We start from the raw sequence: 19,906 nt of genomic DNA on the forward strand, positions 1-19,906 counted from the left end.
AGCGTAGCCGTAGCTACGGTGAAGGTTATCTAACGCAGAGTAAAGCTCTCTATAAATTGCCCAAAGGGAGGAATAAAAAAAGCGAACTTGCATAAAACTTTTTCTCACCGTAGCTATGGCTACGCTTCAAAAAAGATTTTACACAATTTCATCCTTTTTTCTTTCCTCTGAAATATATTTAAGTTTTGCAAGAAGTCTAATGAAATAATACTCAATGATTATTTCATTTTGGTTACGCTATGCTTTGTAAGCAATAGCATCCTCTAAACTTAAAGCTCCATCAAACAGTGTCTGTTCATCATAGGCTTTTGCAATAAGTTGCAGACCTACTGGCATACCTTCGCTGCTTTTCATAATAGGGAGTGAAAGTGCAGGGAGACCAGCAAGATTGACACTGATGGTATAAAGGTCACTCAGATACATATCCATAGGATTTGCAAGTTCACCGAACTTTGGTGCAACAGTTGGTGCAACAGGAGAGAGAATCAAATCAACATCATTGAAAATCTTTGCATACTCATCTTTTATAAGATGACGCGTTTTTTGTGCTTTTACATAGTACGCTTCGTAGTAACCACTTGAGAGTACAAAGTTTCCAAGTAAAATACGGCGTTTAACTTCATCACCAAAACCTTCACTTCTTGTGTTGTAGTAAGTCTCTTCAAGGTTTTTTCCCTCAACACGGTTTCCATAACATACGCCATCATAACGCCCGAGATTTGTTGTCGCTTCTGCTGTTGCCGTAATGTAGTATGCTGAAATATCATACTTTGCATCCATCATTTCACGCTCAACTATAGTATGTCCTTGGGCTTTGAGTGCTTCTATGGCTTTTGTATATGCCTCTTTGACATCATCGCTTGCATTTTCAATGTATTTTGGAAGTACGGCAATAGTAAGTTTTCTCGCTGCGTTTAGATTTGGTACTACTTTATCATCCATCATAGCATTTGTAGAGTCTTTTTCATCGCTACCACTGATGATGTCATACAAAATCGCTGCATCTTCGACATTTTGCGTCATAGGTCCTATTTGGTCTAAACTTGAAGCGTATGCTCCAAGACCATAACGGCTTACGCGTCCATAAGTTGGTTTCATCCCAACTATTCCACAGTATGCTGCAGGCTGACGAATAGAACCACCAGTATCTGAACCAAGTGCAGCTATGGCAAGACCTGCGCCAACAGCCGCAGCGCTTCCTCCAGAACTTCCACCCGGTACTCTGTCATTTGCATATGGATTTTGTGTTTTTCCATAAAAGCTAGACTCAGTAGTAGAACCCATAGCAAACTCATCCATATTCGTACGTCCAAATGGGCTAAGTCCTGCGTTTGTAAGTTTTTCTATAACAGTTGCATCGTAGGGTGCAATGTAGCCTTGAAGTATCTTGCTCCCTGAAGTTACAGACCAATCTTTTACTTGGATGTTGTCTTTAATGGCGATTGGTATACCTTCGCCAACATTCTCTACATCTATATATGCATTGAGTTCTTTATTCTCTTCAATCTTTTTACGAAGCTCATTTTTAAAATTGTCTAGTTCTTCTTTGCTAAGGCTAAGCGCTTCTTTGAGTGTTATCACTTCTTTTCCTCTTACTTATTTATTTGAATTTTTTTACAAGAAATATGCCAATACCCACAACAACAAATATGAGAGCAATTGACTCTGCAATAAATGAAATTGTTACAGGCTCACTAAAGTTAGGCATTTACAACACTTTGGCAGCGAGTACAGAGACAATCTTCTTCTTTTGCTTGGTATTTCCAACATCTTGGACATTTGTGTGCGGTTGCTTTTGCTATAGAAAATGTATCATCATCAAGTGTAAAGCTTCCAAGAATATTCTCTTCTGGTTTATCTTCAAGAATTCCAGAAACAACAAACCAATCTTCTGCATCAACTCTATTCATATCAAGAACAGTTTTTGATTCAGTATAAATAACAAGCTCAAGTGTTGATTTGATAAGTTTCTCTTTTTTAAGTCCATCTACAACTGCTCCAAAACCTTCACGAGCTTTTACCATATATGTAGCATCAAAAGGCGTTTTTACTGCGTTTAATGGAGAGTATGTCATATCAAAAATATCTTCAGCATCACCTTTGATAATAGCTGGTGCATTTTCAACTATCTCATCTGCTGTATATGTTAAGATAGGTGCCATAAGCGTAAGTAATGTTTTTGTTATCATAGCCATTGCACTTTGACTTGCACGACGACGATTAGAATCTTTTGCATTACAGTACAAGTTGTCTTTTGTCATATCAATGTACATACCACTAAGTTCATTTACTATGAAATTATTGAGTGTACTCATACCATTTACGAAATTATATTCTGAGAATTGTGTATGTACTTCTGTTAAAACATCCGCAGTTACACTAAGAATCCATTTATCCAAATCACCCATCTCTTCATTAGGAGTAAGTGCATCTAGGTCATTAATATTTGCCAACATAATTCTAAAAGTATTTCTTAGTTTACGGTAGTTCTCACTTGTCTGTTTTAAGATGCCTTGAGAGATTTTTAAGTCACCTTGATAATCAGATGAAGCTACCCATAAACGCAGTATTTCACTTCCGTACTCTTTGAGTACTTTTTCAGGTGCGATGACATTGCCTTTAGACTTTGACATCTTCTCACCCTTCTCATCAACAGTAAAACCGTGAGTAAGTACACCTTTGTATGGCGCTTTATGCTGTACAGCAGATGATAAAAAGAGTGAAGATTGGAACCAACCACGATGCTGGTCACTTCCCTCAACATATAAATCAGCTGGATATGTACCTGCATCATAGTTTCGAGATTTGAGTACTGAGTTCCAAGTTGAACCTGAATCAAACCATACATCTAAAATATCTGTAACTTTTTCAAGCTCTTCAGGTTTATAACCTGAACCAGGGTAAAGAAGCTGTGAAATATCCATGGAGTACCACGCATCACTTCCTTGCATTTCAAAAATCATAGCAACAAAGTTCATGACCTTTTCATCAAGAAGTACTTCACCAGTAGCTTTTACTCTAAAAAATGCAATAGGCACACCCCAATCTCGTTGACGAGAGATACACCAGTCAGGACGGTTTTCAACCATAGAGTTCAAACGGTTACGACCTGTTTCAGGAATAAATTTTGTTTTTTCAACTTCAGAGAGTGCAATTTCACGAAGTGTTTTGCTCTCACCCTCAGGGACTCCATCAACAGAGATAAACCACTGTTTTGTAGCACGGTAAATAAGCGGAGTATGACTTCTCCAGCAATGTGGATAAGAGTGGACAAATTTATTTGTTTGTAATACCGCATCACCCATAAGTTCTAAAATATCTTCATTTGATTTGAAAATATGGCGACCTACAAACTCTTCTGCGTTTGGAATAAGTTTTTCACGCACGACAGTTGCATCAAAACATCCTGTTTCATCAACAGGCATAACAACCTCGAGATTGTACTTGAGTCCTACACGGTAGTCATCTTCACCGTGACCTGGTGCTGTATGGACACAACCTGTACCATTTTCCATAAGTACATGTTCACCAAGAACAATGTGTGATTTTCTTCCATTAAGTGGATTTACTGCGTTTAGATTTTCTAGCTCACTTGCATGGAAAGTTTTTACAACTTCACCTTTAATAACTTCGCTCTCTATTAAAGAGTTGTAAAGTTTTTTAGCAACAATATAGCCATCACTGGTAAGCACATACTCCTCTTCAGGGTTGAGTGAAATACCTGTATTTGCAGGCATAGTCCACGGTGTTGTTGTCCAGATAACAGGAGCAGCTTTTGACTCTTTTGCAAGTCCTAGTTTTTCTTTTGCCTTGTCATCGAGTTCAAACGCAACAAAGATAGAGTAATCCTCTTTGTCTTCATATTCAACTTCTGCTTCAGCAAGTGCAGTACGCTCTGCCCATGACCAAAATACAGGTTTGCTGCGTTCTATGAGCAGACCTTTTTTTGCAACATCACAAAGTGTTCTAAAAATGTTTGCTTCAAATCTGTAGTCCATCGTCACATAAGGTTTTTCCCAGTCAGCGATGATACCGAGTGTTTTAAATTCAGCTCTTTGAATATCTACAAATTTTGCAGCGTGCTCACGACAGAGTTTACGGATCTCTGCTGTTTCAAGTTGCTCTTTTTTCTTTTTGCCGCCAAGTTTCTTCTCAACTTGTTGCTCAATTGGAAGACCATGACAATCCCAACCTGGCGTAAATCGTACAGATTTTCCATTAAAATAGTTGTGCTTTATGATGATGTCTTTAAGGACTTTGTTTAAAGCATGCCCAATGTGAATATGCCCATTTGCATAAGGAGGTCCATCATGAAGTGTAAAATTCTCAGCATCTCTGCGCTCGTTTTTCATTTTGAAATAAACTTTTTTCTCATCCCAAGCAGCGTAACGCTTTGGTTCGTTGTTTATTAAGTTGCCGCGCATAGCGAATGTTGTTGTCGGTAAAAGTAGTGTGTCTTTGTAGTCCATTGAAACCTCAAAATATTATTATAATTATAAATTCTTTGCATTATATCTTTAATGTGTTTAAAAGCTGATAAAACTGCTATAATATGGTATGAAAACACATCTAATATTTATCGGTAATAAGTTTACCTATAACCCACCTTTAAAAGAGTATATTTTAAGAACTTTAGAAGCAGAGCTTGCTTTTATAGATATGATAAGCTTTTTAAAAGATACAGATACATCTCTGTTTCTCTACCTTGAAGAGGCTCTAAACGCAGCTAGTAAAGTTGTGATTGTTACTACAAAACAGAATTTTTCAACGATTGGAAAAGTAATCTGTACGGCAACAAATGACAATCAAATTCTTCGTGATGGTATGCTTATTCCTCAAAAAGTTTCTCTATTTGAAGAGAGAAGTTACCTCTTAGAATATAAGGGCTCTTTTGTGAATGTTTTGCAGATAGATGAGGGAGAAAAGATGCCCGAAATTCTCCTGCATAATAGTGAAATAAAGGCAGTTGCCCATATTTTTGAAGAGGAGAGGGAGACCTTGGTAAATATTCTTACCCCAATTGCTCAAACTTATGAGGTGCATTTTGATTTTGTGCAAAAAGTTGAGGGATGGTTGAGACTTGATATTTATAGTAAAAAATATGGAGATATTACAAAATTTATGGAGGCATCTAAAAAATTACTTCCTAAAAAATTCATAGCATCTTCAAATATTATTGAATATATTATTGACAAACTCTACCATAGTGGAAAAAAGGTGAGTTTTGCCGAAAGTTGTACAGGTGGATTACTTGCTTATTATTTTACAAAACAGAATGGAGCATCAAAAATCCTTGAAGGCTCTTTGGTGACATACTCTAATGCATTAAAAGAAAACTGGCTTGCAGTTGATCATACTATTTTAGAAGAGAATGGTGCAGTAAGCGCTGCTGTAGTAGAAGAGATGAGTGATGGTGCTTTGAATGTAAGTGATGCTGATTATGCACTTGCAATAAGCGGAATAGCAGGCGATGCAGGGGGAACTGATGAAAAACCAGTGGGGACTGTTTATATTGGTGTACGCAGTCAAACGCAGCACATTGAAAAACATCTGCATTTTTTTGGAGATAGAAATTATGTACAGCATCAAAGTGCACTTATGGCTATAAAAATGTTGCTTCTTCTGGATAAAGAGACTTTTTTCTAAATTCTTTGTAAAATATCTTGACATATAAAATCTTTTTGTCTATAATTTCGACCTCTTAACAATAAGAGGCAAATGTCTTGTTAGCTCAGCTGGTAGAGCACGTCACTTTTAATGATGTGGCCGATGGTTCGAATCCATCACAGGACACCATTTTTAAACTAAAAAAGATTCAATTTTTTCTTAATCAAGGAAAAAAATTGTGAAGCATACTACAGTATGTGAACATTTTTTTGACGCAGAGTAAGGAACAAATTTGCGGTGGTAGTTCAGTTGGTTAGAATACCTGCCTGTCACGCAGGGGGTCGTGGGTTCGAGCCCCATCCACCGCGCCACTTTTTTGTTTATTCGCACAAAAGTTTTCAGCTCACATACTTTATGTATGCTTCGCTAAAACCTTATGCACGACTAAATCAAAAAATATTTTAGTTAGATGGGCGCTTAGCTCAGTTGGTAGAGCGCTACCCTTACAAGGTAGATGTCACTGGTTCGAGTCCAGTAGTGCCCACCATAATTTGCAATATATGCACGAAGCTTTCAGCTTACATAGTTTACTATGCTTCGCTAAAACCTTAGCACATCTATTGAAAATTAAACTTTTTTTGTTAACAGCCTTTTGTTAAATGAAAGATAATGACCCTTTCGTCTAGTGGCCAAGGACACTATCACTTCATGGTAGTAACAGAGGTTCAAATCCTTTAGGGGTCGCCATTATTTTGGTGTTTTAGATTTTGAAATCTAAATTTATGATTTTTCTTTTAATCTAGGAAATACTGAGTGAGGTATACATCAAGTATCCGAATGAGGGATTGACGACGAGTAAAATAAAAAACATTATTTAGGGCGCTTAGCTCAGTTGGTAGAGCGCTACCCTTACAAGGTAGATGTCACTGGTTCGAGTCCAGTAGTGCCCACCATTTTTTGTTTATTTGCACTCAAATTTACAACTCACATACTTTTAGTATGCTTCGTTAAAAATTTTAGCACAACTAAATCAAAAAACAAGTGACAATTTTATATTCAATTTTTTCTTAATCAAGGAAGAAATAAATGCGCGGTGGTAGTTCAGTTGGTTAGAATACCTGCCTGTCACGCAGGGGGTCGTGGGTTCGAGCCCCATCCACCGCGCCACTCTCTATTTTCTACAACATAGACTAATAAATCCTATTTACATTTTTTTAATAATTAAATTTCTTATCATTAATGCTATCCAAGGCATTTGGAGATATAATTCTCTAACCAAAGGATATAAACATAATGAAACTACTCTCTAAAGATGCACTTCTAGAAGAAACACTTACAAAAATGAAAAAAACTTTGTCCGATATGGCTTGTGAAACTCAGTTTTCTTTAGAAAAGAATCCTCTTCAAAACTGCTACTCTGTCAACCTTACTTCAAAAGAAGCACCAAGGCATATATATTCAAATGGAAAAGGTATATTTTCAGAAGCTTCTATGGCGAGTGCTTTGGGTGAGTATATAGAGAGACTTCAAACAAACAATTTTTTTATAGACTTCTATCTTCCTCAGAGAAAACAGTATCCTGATGAAGTGGCATTTGAGTTTGGAGGAAAGTTTTTAAATGAAGAGTTACGAGCTATTTATGATGAAGATGTAGAGCTTTGTGATGAGGACCTAGTAGATTTTAATAGTGACTATGAAGACAAAATAGTGGCACTTCCTTTTATAGAACAAGATATAAATAAAGAGGTCTATTTTCCCATAAATATACTTGCTAATCTTTATGTGAGTAATGGTCTTGCAACGGGGAATACTCCTCTTGAAGCACAAGTTCAAGCATTAAGTGAAATTTTTGAACGCTATGCAAAAATAGAAATTATTAAAAATGGCTATGCTTTACCGAAGTTTCCAAAAGAGCTAATAGAATCATTTCCAAGAGTCAATAAAGATGTAGAATCACTAAGAGCATTAGGTTATATAGTAGAAGTCCTAGATGCCTCTTTGGGTGGAAAGTTTCCCGTGACCGCTATCTCTTTTATAAATCCAAAAAAAGGCACACTCTTTGTCTCTTTTGGGGCACATCCTATTTTAGAAGTCTCTTTGGAAAGAACTATGACGGAGCTTATGCAGGGACGTTCTTTAGAGAATCTTGATAGTTTTGAAAAACCAACATTTGATATGAGTTTAGTTGCGGATAGCTTTAACTTAGAGTCACACTTCATAGACTCAAATGGAAAACTCGGCTTTGGCTTTTTAAGTGCTAAAAAGAGTTTTGAATATGCTTCTTGGAGTTACAATGGTAAGAGTACAAAAGAAGAGCATATATACTTAATGAAGATTCTAAAGAGTATGGATAAAAAGAGTTATATCAGAGAGTATGAGTATTTAGGTTTTTACTCTTGTCAGCTTATTGTTCCTACTATTTCAGAAGTTTATCCTATGTCAGATTTGATTTATAATAACAAAAACAATGGAAAAAGAGTTCGTGATATGGTGCTTAACTTCAAAGATTATGATCCACAAGATGTAATGATAGAGATAGAGCAGTTGGAAGAGTCGCTCAATATGGAAAAATATATTGGCGTTATATTTAAAAATAATTTCACGCTTAGAGAGTTTAAAGCAGAGGTGCTTTTTGCACTTGGGGAGATGGAAGAAGCTCTTGAACTGCTTGAATATGGAACAGACATCATCGGTCATATCATAGTAGAAATAGTAAAAATGGAAGAGTCTGAACTGGACTTTAGTGATTATGAAGAGGCTTTATATACTATTTATACACAAGAGAGAGTGATTAAGGCTTTAAAAGTATTGGATGGTGATGTACTTTTATGCGACACTACTCTACATCAAGACTATCTAAACATGCTTGATATGTATGATAGGTTGGAGGAAAAAAAAGGCAATTTATATAATTATATGCCCGACAAACTTACTCATATTGTCTAAAATATCTCCACCCTTTCTAAAAGAGAGACCGCATGCTTCATATGCAAAAAAGAGACCTGCTTGGTATTTCGCACCGTGAATATCTTTTGGAAATTCTACATACTCTTGATATACCTTTTTGTAGTTATCATATGGTCCATCTGTCTGGCTTGCAACAGATTTATCTGCATTTATGATTTTAGTATTTGCACCTTCTCTCCCAAAAACTGGCTTTTCTACCTGTTTTATACCATTTAAAGGTTCAAATGAGGTTTGTAAAAGGTAGGGTGAATCTGGAAAAAGTTCATAAAGAATAGCTAACATTCCTTTTGATTGAAAAAGAAGTGTATATGCTGGATTGAGTATTATTGCTTTTTGATTTAGCATAATGTTTGAAAGTGTAGTGGCAAGTTCTGGTTCATCTACCGCTATATCTTCCCATGGATAGAGTTTAAACCAGTATTCATACTGATTTCCTTCAGCATCATAAACACCTGTATCATCAAATTGAACATTATTAAGATACTCAAAATGTGTTACAAAACCTGCATCAGTTGCCATCTGTTGGAGTAGTCTTGTAGTAGCCTCTTCTTCATCATTTCCAGCAACGCATGAGAAGAGAATTTTCCAACCATCATAATGTTCATCAAAACTACTAGTATCATCAAAAAGAGTAACCAGGCGTTTAAAGTTATCACTGATAGCCTCATAGACATTGTTAAACTGTTTTTCATCATCCATATCGTTTGATTTCAATATACCCCATTGGAGTAGGGCAGTTTCAAAAAGGGCAGTTGGTGTATCTGCATTAAACTCAATAAGCTTAATATCTTGTCCATCAATACCACCTGCTAAATCAAATCGTCCGTAAATATGCCAATGTACATCATTTTCCCAAGATTTTTTAATCATCTCTATAAGATTAAATGGAATACCTAAATCAAAAAATAGATTATTTGCTATAACATACTCTGCAGCTTCGACATACATATCATATATTGCGTTTGTAGCTTCATAGTAGGTATCTGCTTCAGCTTGAGTGACTTCCACTACAGCATCACTAACATATTTTGTGCCGTCACTATCTGTATGCCACGAAAAGCCTATCTCTTCTAATGTTGCATCATCTATTGGTTTAAGTTGTAGTGTCGTTACCATTATTTCTTAGCCTCCAAAAAATCCACCACTACTTCTGCTTGAAGAGCTTCTTGAACTCCCTCCAAAAAAGCTTTTTCTACTGCTTGAACTTTTTCTGGATTTTGAAGCAGCAGAACGGCTATATGCACTTCTATTCGCACTACTCGCATTTCTTGCAAAATTTTTATTATTCATTAGTGAGTTACCAATCATATTTCCAAGAAGGCTACCTGCCGCAACTGCTAAAATAGTGCTTGCTAGTCCCATTCCTCCGCTTTCACCATTATTTTGGAGTGTTTCACTTGTACCATCTTGTACTTTCTTATACTCTTGATCTGCAAGTGCTTTCATCTCTGCTTCATTCATAAATCGTTCAGTTACATGACCATCTGCATCCTTTTCACGAATAATAGCACGAGTAGGACCTTCTGTTGGCATCTCCTCTATGACTTTGTATTTACCATTTGCTTGTTGTTCAATCACCAAAAATTTATTTTGTGCTTCTTGTTTTTTTTCACATCCACTAAGCGTTCCCATCATAAGAAGACCTGCTGTGCCTAGTGCTACTCCACTAGCTATTGAAGATATATGTCTGTTTTTTGTCATTTAGTATTCACCTATTACTTGATTTTTATTTAGAATTATAACCTTTTTAAGTTTATAGTCATACATTGTAATTTCACTTCTTCCATCATAATAGATATTACCATGGTAAGAAAATTTTGCTGTTTTTAGTGTTATGTCTTTTTTAAGTAAAATAAATTCACCAACTTTTTCACCGATAGGTGGAATGAGTGTTGCAAATGCCAATATAAAAAGTGTACCAACACCTATTAAGGCACTTTTTGTTGTTGTATAGGTAATGAGGTAGCCAATAATAATTGTAAAAAAGAGAAATATAAATATATTTTGATGATCTGCAAATAAAATATTATAAAAAACATTTATATTATGTGGTCTAATATAATTGATTTGTATTCCTAAAATAATGAAAAAATCTAGGATAAAGGTAAAAAAAACACCACTTAAAAGTGCTTGGATAAGTTTTATCATCGTAACCTCACTATTTTTTTATTATTGATTTTATAGAGTTTTGATGCTTTGTTCTCAAATAAACCTATTTTATCTTCTATAATTATATCAGCTTTTTCTTCACAAAAGTTTCTTAAAAATTTTTTACCGCTTTCATTTGCAGATGTAGAGTAACTCCAGCTTAAATTTTGTAAAAGAGTTGATTGAAGTATGGGATGTGCTACTCTAAAAGATCGTGTCTTAATAATAAAGCTACTTTGCTTTGCTCTTCTTACACGATTCTTCTGTTTGTTTGGAATACGTACTTTATCATAAGCAAGTGATTTAAAGTTTTTATAAACTTTTATAAAAGGTTTGGTGGGTGGACGAGATTTTATTTGTGCCAGTTTTGTCCCATTTTGGGACAAAAAGCCAACCGTTGTATCTGTTTGGGTAAGAATGATTTTTTGAGTTATATCAGAAAATCTTGTAGTGCTGTTGATGTTGTCCATTGCTCATCTTCCATTTCATCTAAAGCAAGAATAAGGGCTCTAGCAGCACTAAGTGTCGTAAAGTATGGTATGCTGCGTTTAAGTACCTCTTGGCGAATAACAACAGCATCTTTTTTACTTGTGTTGTTGTCAGAAGTGTTTATAGCCATAGCAATTTCATCATTTTTCATACTATCTTCAATATTTGGACGACCTTCAGAAATTTTGAGAACTAAATCACATGCAACACCTGCATCTTCAAGTGCTTTTTGTGTTCCTTTTGTTGCCATAAGTTTAAAACCATGGCTTACAAGTCCACGACCAATCTCTCCTGCATGTTCTTTGTCTGTATCTACAAAAGATAAGAAACAAGTGCCGCCTGTTGGAATTTTATTTCCAGCACTCAGTTGTGCTTTTGCGAAACTTACACCAAAGTTTTTACTGATGCCCATAACTTCACCAGTTGATTTCATTTCTGGAGAGAGAACTAAATCTGCACCATAGAGTTTATGGAAAGGAAAAACTGCCTCTTTAACAGAAACATGTCCTTTTAGTCGTGGACGGCGAAGACCGTTATGCTCTTCTACAATATTGTATTTGTCATAGTATGCTAATGCACTTTGAAGATCTTCACCCATCATAACACGCGTAGCAACTTTTGCCAAAGGCATACCTGTTGCTTTAGATACAAATGGTACTGTTCTTGAGGCACGAGGATTTACCTCAATAAGGTAAATTTCATTTTGATAAATTGCATACTGTACATTCATAAGTCCACGAACACCAAGCCCCAGTGCAATTGTTTTTGTTTGCTGCTCTACTTTTTCTATCATCTCATCCGTTAAATTAACAGGAGGAAGAGAACAAGCAGAGTCTCCAGAGTGGATACCAGCCTCTTCAATATGCTGCATAACAGAACCAATGTAGACATTTTCTCCATCAGAGATACAATCAACATCTAGCTCAATCGCTTGATCTAAAAATTTATCAATTAAAACTGGCGCATTGTGTGAAACCGAAACTGCTAAGTCCATATATTGACGGAGTTCATCTTCAGAGTAAACTATGCGCATACCTCGACCACCAAGAACAAATGAAGGGCGAACAAGTACAGGAAAGCCTAATTTCTCAGCAATTACATAAGACTCTTCTTTTGTTCGTGCAAGGCCGTTTTCTGGCTGTTTTAGTCCATATTTGTTTACAAAGTCAGAGAACTGTTCTCTATCTTCTGCTAAATCAATAACAGCAGAGGGGGTACCAATGATTTTTGCACCAATTTTTGTAAGAGAATCTGCAAGTTTTAGTGGTGTTTGTCCACCAAAGTGAACAATAATTCCATCTGGATTTTCATTTTCAATTACCTCTCGTACATGTTCAAAGTCAATTGGTTCAAAGTATAAAACATCAGAAGTGTCGTAATCTGTTGAGACTGTTTCGGGATTACAGTTGTACATAATAGTCTCAACATCCATCTCTTTAAGTGCAAACGCAGCATGCACACAACAGTAGTCAAACTCAATTCCTTGACCGATTCTATTTGGTCCACCACCAAGAATAAGTACTTTTTTTCTATCACTTTTACGCGTAGTAACATTTGGAAGTTTTGTAATGTTTGTTGTAGAGTAGAGATATGGAGTGAGTGCTTCAAATTCAGCAGCACAAGTATCTACTTCGTTATATTCTAGTGAAACACCAAGCTTTTTTCTTGCTTCATAAACAAGATCTTCGCTTACATTTTCTCCAGAATTTTTCAAAATAAGTTGAGAAATTCTTTTGTCTGAAAAGCCATCTACTTTTACATTTCTCATTAACTCAGCATCAAAAAGAATTTTATCGCTCACTGTTTCTTCAGTCTCTATCATCTCTTGCATTTGATATAAGAACCATGGGTCAATAGCACAAGTGTTAAACATCTCATCTATTGTCATACCTCTTCTAAATCCTTCTGCAACATAGAGGATTCTATCTGCGTTTGGACGGCGAATTTCATGTTTTACAAATTCATCATCTGCATTGATGTCATCAAATCCACAAAGACCTGTTTCAAGTGAGCAGAGTGCTTTTTGAATAGACTCTTTAAAGGTACGCCCAATCGCCATAACTTCACCGACTGATTTCATAGAAGTTGAGAGTGTGCTTTGTGCTTCTGGAAATTTTTCAAATGTAAAACGAGGGATTTTTGTAACAACATAGTCAATCACTGGCTCAAACGCAGCAGGTGTTCCTGTAATGTCATTTGTAATTTCATCAAGTGTAAATCCAACTGCCAAGAGCGTTGCCACTTTTGCTATTGGGTAACCTGTTGCTTTTGATGCAAGAGCAGATGAACGGCTTACACGAGGATTCATCTCAATGACTATCATTCTTCCTGTTTTTGGGTCAATTGAAAACTGAACATTACTTCCACCCGTATCAACACCAATCTCACGTAAAATTGCAAAAGATGCATCACGCATTCTTTGGTACTCTTTATCTGTGAGCGTAAGGGCAGGGGCTACTGTGATAGAGTCACCAGTATGTACACCCATTGGGTCAAAGTTCTCGATTGAGCAGACGATAATACAGTTGTCTGCTTTGTCACGAATAACTTCCATCTCATACTCTTTCCAGCCGAGCATAGATTCCATGATTTCTATTTCATTTATAGGACTTGCACTAATTCCCTCTTGAGCAAGTTTTTCAAACTCTTCCATATTGTAAGCGACACCAGAACCTCCACCAGCAAGGGTAAAAGAGGCTCGTGAAATTACTGGAAAACCTATCTCTTTTGCTACTTCAAGAGCCTCTTCAACGCTATATGCATTTTTACTTTTTGGTAAATCCATACCAATCTTTGTCATAGCTTCATTAAAGAGATGTCTATCTTCACCTTTATTAATAGCTTGTGGGTCTGCACCTAAAAATTCAACGCCTTCAAGCATCCCTTTTTCATACATGCTCATAGCAACATTAAGTGCAGTTTGCCCTCCCATTGTAGGGAGTACTGCATCTACATTTTCATCTTTTATGATTTTGGCAATAATCTCTTCTTTAATAGGCTCAATATATGTTCTGTCTGCAAATTCAGGGTCGGTCATAATCGTAGCAGGGTTTGAGTTTATAAGTACAACACGATAGCCTAGCTCTTTGAGTGTTTTAACAGCTTGTGTCCCAGAATAGTCAAACTCACAAGCTTGACCGATAATAATAGGACCAGAACCTATAAGTAAAATTGTTTTGATGTCAGTGCGTTTTGGCATTTGTTACCTCTTGAAAATGTATATATAAAAATTTGTTTATTATACAAAAGAGGCACTTAATATTTGATGAGTTTAATACTCAAAAGTATAAATAAGTGAGAGAAGTCCTGAATAGATAAATCTATCATTGACTATTGGTGAGTTATACGCAGTCTGTGGAATTAGGTCAGCTCTTATATTTATGAGTGTTGAGAGCTTTTTTGTGAGTGGATAACTGATGTAAGTTTGTGCGCCAAAAAGTACTCCGTCACTTGGTGTATATGCTGGTCTTATTCCATCAATTTTTTCTGATTCTTTTACACCGTAGTAGTAGTCAAGAAATTTTTGTGACTGGTAAATAACAATCAAACTTGGATAAAAACTCAACTTATTGAGATGGTATTCATCTCCTATTTCTGTTTTAAATATCCATGAGTTATACCTGCCAAGCATATCGGTAAGGAGCATTGTTTCTATGTGCTTTTTATGGTAGCTTGCACTAAAAGCAAGACCTGCTTCAAAGCTTGTTTTTCTCTCATCCATACCTTTTAAAGTTTTAGAATCATTTGCTTTATATCCATAAGTTCGAGGCTGTGCTGTGATGGAAAACCCCCAAGCATACTCTTTCTCTTTTTTCCCTAAAAAGTACATTCCAAATCTACTCCAACGGATGTAAAAAAGAGAGTTGTCAAAGAAAATAACGGGGGAGGGAACAAGAAGAGGGGAGACATCTTTATAGGGCTGCGTTTGGATGTATGGACCAAGACCTATAGTCACTTTTTGTTTGGCATCAGCTGCGTTTAGTGTGAAAAAAAAGAGTGAAAGTATAAGTAAATATTTCATTTAAGACTCCGTATCATATAAAAATAGTTAGGTTCATAAGAGTGAAAATAGGGAACAATCACCGCACTTTGATACCCTTGAAGTTGTTTGATTGATACCACTGTTCCAACCTTTAAACCTTTAAAAAATATATTATCAAGTCCTGATGTTGTTACTTCATCTCCAATATGAATATTAAACCATGCTGGGATAAAACTGACAATAATCTTCTCACCACTGTTACCATGTGCAATTCCAGGTGCTTTTTCTTTGCCAACAGAGACAGCATAGGTACTTTTAATGTCACTATTTAAAAGAGCAAGCGGCTTTTTATGTTCATTAATAACAATCCCAGCTACAAAATTATTATAAAGCAGTCCGTAAATTTTTGAAGCATTATAGTCTGGTATATCAATCCAAAGACGGTTAAAATCTCCAAATTTTTGGTATGAACTTGCATGCACAAGTTCAAAATGGGGATTTGAAGCAAAACTTGCATTATTTTCTTTATATAAATCTCTTAATTCATTATTGCAATCTTGTAGTTTAATCTGTAAAATATTGTATGTTTTGAGTTTTTTTGTAAGTTCACTAATTCTATCTGCTTGAAAAAAATATTTATCTATGGTGTCATCGACATAATTTATTCCCTTAAAATAACTATTTTTTAAAGAGTTAAGTGCAGTAATAAAAGGTGACTGGATTACAGGAGAGTAAATGAGAGCACCCACAAAGAGTGCTATCAGTAAAAAAAAGTATAAAAGTGACTTTTTATTCATTCTCAAAAAGTTCTTGAAGTAGGTCTATCTCTTCTAATGCCTTTCCTGTTCCTCTCGCAACAGCAAGAAGTGGTTCGTCTGCCACAAAAACTGGAATTTTTACTATGTCTGAGAGGTATTTGTCAAGTTGACGGATAAGTGCACCACCACCAGTAAGAATAATACCATGGTTGACAATATCACCTGCCAAATCAGGCGGCATGCGCTCTAGTACATCACGAAGTGCTTCTGCTACCTCTTTAAGTGGCTCTTTCATAGCTTCTCTTGCATCTTCACTTGTAAGCTCAACTGAACTTAAAAGTCCTTCAACTTGATCACGCCCATTTATAATCATAGTAAGATCTTCATCAAGACTTACAGCAGTTCCAATGTTGATTTTAATCTCTTCTGCGACCCTTTCACCTATAAGAAGATTGTATTTTTTTCTTACATAGTTGACGATGCCTTGGTCTATTTTATCACCAGCTGTACGAATACTTTTTGAAAGTACAAGACCACCTAATGAAACAACACCAATCTCTGTAGTTCCACCACCAATATCAACGACAAGATGTCCTTGTGGCTCACGAATATCTACACCAGCACCAATTGCTGCAGCCATAGGCTCTTCTATAAGAAAAACTTCACGAGCACCTGCACTAAGTGCTGATTCACGAACAGCCTTACGCTCAACCTGTGTTAGACCATAAGGAACACAGATAATGATACGAGGAGAGATAAGCGCACTTCTTCCATGTGCTTTTTCAATGAATTTTCTAATCATCTTCTCTGTCATATCAAAGTCGGCAATAACACCATCTCTCATTGGTCGTATAGCTTTGATATTTCCTGGAGTTTTTCCAACCATATCTTTTGCTTCATGACCAACTGCTAAAACGCGTTGTTGTCCATATTTTTCAGTCTTTACTGCAACAACAGAAGGCTCATTAATAATGATACCTCTTCCTTTAGCAATAACGATTGTATTTGCTGTTCCTAAATCTATTGAAAGGTCATTGGAGAAGAGACCTATTATTTTATTAAATATCATTATTTTGCCTTATGCCGTTTTTTGAGAAGATTTTTTTATATAAACAGGTTTTTCATTCTCTTGTATTACTTCTTTTGTAATGAGCACTTCATATTCAGCATATTCAGGGAGTTCATACATAATGTCTATCATACTCTCTTCTAAAATTGCGCGTAATCCGCGAGCACCAGTTTTGCGTTTAATGGCTTTTTGTGCAATTGCTCGAAGTGAATCTTCTTCAAAATTAAGCTCAACATCATCAATTGCAAAGAGTTTTTTGTACTGTTTAATAAGTGAATTTTTTGGCTCTGTTAAAATGCGAACCATATCATCTTCTGTGATCTCATTGAGCGAAGCAATAATAGGAAGACGCCCTACAAGTTCTGGAATAAGTCCATAATGTACTAAGTCATCTGGCTCAACCATATCGTAAGTTGGTTTTGCTTCATCTTTTGTCTTCTTTTCATGTCCAAATCCAAGTACATTTTCACCCTGTTTGCGTTTAAGAATTTCACTAAGACCATCAAATGCTCCACCACAAATAAAGAGAATATTTGTTGTGTCAATTGATGTGAACTCTTGATTTGGATGTTTTCTCCCACCTTTTGGTGGAATGTTTACAGAAGAGCCTTCTATGATTTTAAGAAGTGCTTGTTGCACGCCTTCACCACTTACATCACGAGTGATAGAACGATTTTCACTCATACGAGATACTTTATCTACTTCATCAAGAAAAATAATCCCTTTTTGCGCTCGTTCTACATCACCATCTGCAGCTTGAATGAGTTTTGTTAAGATATTTTCTACATCCTCTCCAACATAACCAGCTTCAGTAAGACTTGTCGCATCTGCTATGGCAATAGGAACATTTAGTACACGCGCTATGGTTTGTGCCATAAGTGTTTTACCACTTCCTGTTGGACCAATAAGCAAAATATTTGATTTTGCTATTTCAGTATCATCATCTGCTGCACTATGGAGTTTAAAAATTCTTTTGTAGTGGTTATAAACAGCCACACTAAGAAGTTTTCTCGCTCTCTCTTGACCTATGATATATTCTCCTAAAAAGTTATCTAACTCTTTTGGTGTCATAAGTTTATCAACAGCATCCGTAAGTTGATTGTTTGTCTCTTGTGCAAGCTCTTTTTCATCACCAAACATAATTTTATAGGCAGATACCACACAGTTCTTACAGATGTAAACACCATTTCCTGCTATAAGTGGATTTTTTTCGCTTTCACTTGCGTCACAAAAACTACAATGTCTGTGAATCATATATTTTTCCTTTCAAACGGTATACCGCGTTTTGTTTTAATTACAAAGTTGCACAAATCTATTACATGAAAATTTTTCGTCTCATCAAGTATTGAACTTGCAGTCTCTTTTAATGGTTTGCCTGATTCGAAGAGCTCTCTATAAGCACTTTTAAGTGCATTTATATCTTCTCTATCAAGATTTCTACGCAGACCAGTGAGATTTAATCCTCGCAGTGAAGCACGGTTTCCCTCAGCCATACAGTATGGAGGAATATCTTGTGCTAAAGCACTTGCTCCTCCTACCATTGCATAGTCGCCAATATGTACGAACTGATGGACAGGAGTCATACCGCCAATAACAACATAATCGCCAAGTTCAACATGCCCGGCAAGTGTCGCTGCGTTTGCTAAAATACAGTGGTTTCCTATGATTACATCATGTCCTAAATGGACATAGCCCATAAAGAGATTGTGATTGCCAACAATAGTTTTTCCACCGCCACCCTTTGTTCCTGGGTTAAAAAGTGTAAATTCTCGAATTGTATTGTCATCACCAATAATAAGTTCAACATCTTCACCGTTAAATTTCAAATCTTGTGGAATTGAACCGATGACTGCGTTTGAAAAGATTCTATTGTTCTTGCCGATTGTTGTTTTCCCATAAATAGAGCTGTTTGCTGCGATGGTAGTTCCATCGCCAATGACTGCTTGACTAGATATAAAACAAAAAGGCGCTATTGTGACATCAACTCCAATAACTGCACCATCTTCAATAACGGCTAATTCAGATATTTTTGACAAAATATGACCTTTATTTATCTACTATCATAGCTTTTAATTCAGCTTCACTTGCAAGTTTGTTGTCAACATAAGCTTCACCTTTAAGCATCCAGATAGTACCTTTTTGTTTGATAACTGAGATTCTATACTCAAGTTGGTCGCCAGGTCTTACAGGAGTTCTAAATTTTGCTTTGTCAATACTCATAAAGTAAACTACTTTATTTGCAATCTCTTCTTCACTTAATTCGCCCATACTTAAGAACGATAAAATACCACCAGCTTGTGCCATTCCTTCTAAAATCATAACACCTGGATAGATAGGATGACCTGGAAAGTGACCTTGAAAAACAGGTTCAGAGATAGAGACATTTTTATAAGCGATGATTGATTCACCTTTTGTCATATCTGTCACTCTGTCAACAAGCAAAAATGGATAACGGTGGGGCAATATCTTTTGAATTTCTACAACATCTAAAAGCATAGTTAGGAAACCTTTGTAATAATATATTTTTGATATTTTAGCTAATTTTTTGTTAAGAAAAGATAATGTCCTCTTTTGTGTCATCGTATGTCTTGGCATCAAGAGTGAGTGTGAGCTTTGTTTGTGGAATTTCTTCAACAATTATAATAGGTGTTAAGTCATAATTTGAACCAGAAATATCTGTACGAAGTGCTAACTCTTTTTCAAAACTAAGAGGATTATAAATAATATCTTTAATAGATTGGAAGTTACTCTGTGTGAGTCTGTTAAAAGTTGCACGGGTTAAAAATTTTATCTCTTCACGATTAAAATAACTTATGTCGTTATGCGTAAATTCTACTCTTCCTTGTGCTTTTTTACGGGGAAGTGTTGAGTAACTAAGCGCATAAG

Annotated in this window: 15 protein-coding genes, 6 tRNA genes and 1 pseudogene; 8 read left to right on the forward strand and 14 right to left on the reverse strand. The window is 36.0% G+C overall.

Annotation, left to right across the window (positions count from 1 at the left end; translation table 11 throughout):
* Positions 1 to 237 precede the first annotated feature (237 nt).
* Entirely contained in the window at positions 238 to 1,581 is a 1,344-nt protein-coding gene (gatA, locus tag MVY38_RS09625; RefSeq protein WP_297485644.1) for an Asp-tRNA(Asn)/Glu-tRNA(Gln) amidotransferase subunit GatA, read from the reverse strand.
* Positions 1,582 to 1,700: 119 nt separating this feature from the next.
* Positions 1,701 to 4,469: an isoleucine--tRNA ligase gene (gene ileS, locus MVY38_RS09630; protein WP_297485646.1), complete on the reverse strand. Its 2,769-nt coding sequence runs from the start codon at positions 4,467 to 4,469 to the stop codon at positions 1,701 to 1,703.
* Positions 4,470 to 4,557: 88 nt separating this feature from the next.
* Between ileS and MVY38_RS09635 the strand changes: the two genes are divergently transcribed.
* From MVY38_RS09635 to MVY38_RS09670, 8 genes are all read left to right on the forward strand, one after another.
* Complete coding sequence (locus MVY38_RS09635) at positions 4,558 to 5,646, forward strand: CinA family protein (protein ID WP_297485648.1); 1,089 nt, start codon at positions 4,558 to 4,560, stop codon at positions 5,644 to 5,646.
* A 74-nt stretch (positions 5,647 to 5,720) separates the two neighbouring features.
* Positions 5,721 to 5,796, forward strand: a tRNA-Lys gene (locus tag MVY38_RS09640).
* 105 nt (positions 5,797 to 5,901) lie between these two features.
* Positions 5,902 to 5,978, forward strand: a tRNA-Asp gene (locus MVY38_RS09645).
* A 100-nt stretch (positions 5,979 to 6,078) separates the two neighbouring features.
* Positions 6,079 to 6,154 (forward strand) — tRNA-Val (locus MVY38_RS09650).
* Between the two features lie 124 nt (positions 6,155 to 6,278).
* A tRNA-Glu gene (locus tag MVY38_RS09655) sits at positions 6,279 to 6,354 on the forward strand.
* A gap of 130 nt (positions 6,355 to 6,484) precedes the next feature.
* Positions 6,485 to 6,560 (forward strand) — tRNA-Val (locus tag MVY38_RS09660).
* Positions 6,561 to 6,697: 137 nt separating this feature from the next.
* A tRNA-Asp gene (locus MVY38_RS09665) sits at positions 6,698 to 6,774 on the forward strand.
* A gap of 126 nt (positions 6,775 to 6,900) precedes the next feature.
* Positions 6,901 to 8,553, forward strand: coding sequence for a YcaO-like family protein (locus MVY38_RS09670; protein WP_297485650.1), 1,653 nt, complete (start codon positions 6,901 to 6,903; stop codon positions 8,551 to 8,553).
* Here the strand turns inward: MVY38_RS09670 and MVY38_RS09675 are convergent.
* The 12 genes and pseudogenes from MVY38_RS09675 to MVY38_RS09730 form a co-directional block, all read right to left on the reverse strand.
* Positions 8,512 to 9,690, reverse strand: a complete 1,179-nt coding sequence (locus tag MVY38_RS09675; protein WP_297485652.1) for a glutathionylspermidine synthase family protein — start codon at positions 9,688 to 9,690, stop codon at positions 8,512 to 8,514. The genes MVY38_RS09670 and MVY38_RS09675 overlap by 42 nt on opposite strands.
* A 6-nt stretch (positions 9,691 to 9,696) precedes the next feature.
* Positions 9,697 to 10,275 carry a hypothetical protein gene (locus MVY38_RS09680; RefSeq protein ID WP_297485654.1) on the reverse strand — a complete coding sequence of 193 codons (579 nt, stop codon included), beginning with the start codon at positions 10,273 to 10,275 and terminating at the stop codon, positions 9,697 to 9,699.
* Positions 10,276 to 10,722, reverse strand: coding sequence for a hypothetical protein (locus tag MVY38_RS09685; protein ID WP_297485656.1), 447 nt, complete (start codon positions 10,720 to 10,722; stop codon positions 10,276 to 10,278). It abuts the gene before it with no gap.
* Positions 10,719 to 11,192 carry a hypothetical protein gene (locus MVY38_RS09690; RefSeq protein WP_297485658.1) on the reverse strand — a complete coding sequence of 158 codons (474 nt, stop codon included), beginning with the start codon at positions 11,190 to 11,192 and terminating at the stop codon, positions 10,719 to 10,721. The genes MVY38_RS09685 and MVY38_RS09690 overlap by 4 nt, the downstream gene beginning before the upstream one ends.
* The gene (gene carB / locus MVY38_RS09695; RefSeq protein WP_297485661.1) at positions 11,153 to 14,410 is read right to left on the reverse strand and encodes a carbamoyl-phosphate synthase large subunit; all 3,258 of its coding nucleotides are present in this window, start codon (positions 14,408 to 14,410) and stop codon (positions 11,153 to 11,155) included. Before carB ends, MVY38_RS09690 begins: the two co-directional genes overlap by 40 nt.
* Before the next feature lie 72 nt (positions 14,411 to 14,482).
* Positions 14,483 to 15,232, reverse strand: a complete 750-nt coding sequence (locus MVY38_RS09700) for a MipA/OmpV family protein (protein WP_297485663.1) — start codon at positions 15,230 to 15,232, stop codon at positions 14,483 to 14,485.
* Entirely contained in the window at positions 15,229 to 15,990 is a 762-nt protein-coding gene (gene mreC / locus MVY38_RS09705) for a rod shape-determining protein MreC (RefSeq protein WP_297485665.1), read from the reverse strand. Before mreC ends, MVY38_RS09700 begins: the two co-directional genes overlap by 4 nt.
* Positions 15,983 to 17,020 carry a rod shape-determining protein gene (locus MVY38_RS09710; RefSeq protein ID WP_297431049.1) on the reverse strand — a complete coding sequence of 346 codons (1,038 nt, stop codon included), beginning with the start codon at positions 17,018 to 17,020 and terminating at the stop codon, positions 15,983 to 15,985. Before MVY38_RS09710 ends, mreC begins: the two co-directional genes overlap by 8 nt.
* Positions 17,021 to 17,029: 9 nt before the next feature.
* Positions 17,030 to 18,274 carry an ATP-dependent Clp protease ATP-binding subunit ClpX gene (gene clpX, locus MVY38_RS09715; protein WP_297485667.1) on the reverse strand — a complete coding sequence of 415 codons (1,245 nt, stop codon included), beginning with the start codon at positions 18,272 to 18,274 and terminating at the stop codon, positions 17,030 to 17,032.
* A complete protein-coding gene (gene lpxA, locus MVY38_RS09720) occupies positions 18,271 to 19,056 on the reverse strand; it encodes an acyl-ACP--UDP-N-acetylglucosamine O-acyltransferase (protein ID WP_297485669.1) in 786 nt (261 codons plus the stop codon). Before lpxA ends, clpX begins: the two co-directional genes overlap by 4 nt.
* Before the next feature lie 10 nt (positions 19,057 to 19,066).
* Positions 19,067 to 19,516 carry a 3-hydroxyacyl-ACP dehydratase FabZ gene (fabZ, locus tag MVY38_RS09725; protein WP_297431043.1) on the reverse strand — a complete coding sequence of 150 codons (450 nt, stop codon included), beginning with the start codon at positions 19,514 to 19,516 and terminating at the stop codon, positions 19,067 to 19,069.
* Between the two features lie 52 nt (positions 19,517 to 19,568).
* Positions 19,569 to 19,906, reverse strand: a pseudogene (locus MVY38_RS09730) (diacylglucosamine hydrolase like protein); the annotation flags it as partial.

It is taken from the genome of Sulfurimonas sp. (genome assembly GCF_027056685.1).
GTDB lineage: Bacteria > Campylobacterota > Campylobacteria > Campylobacterales > Sulfurimonadaceae > Sulfurimonas.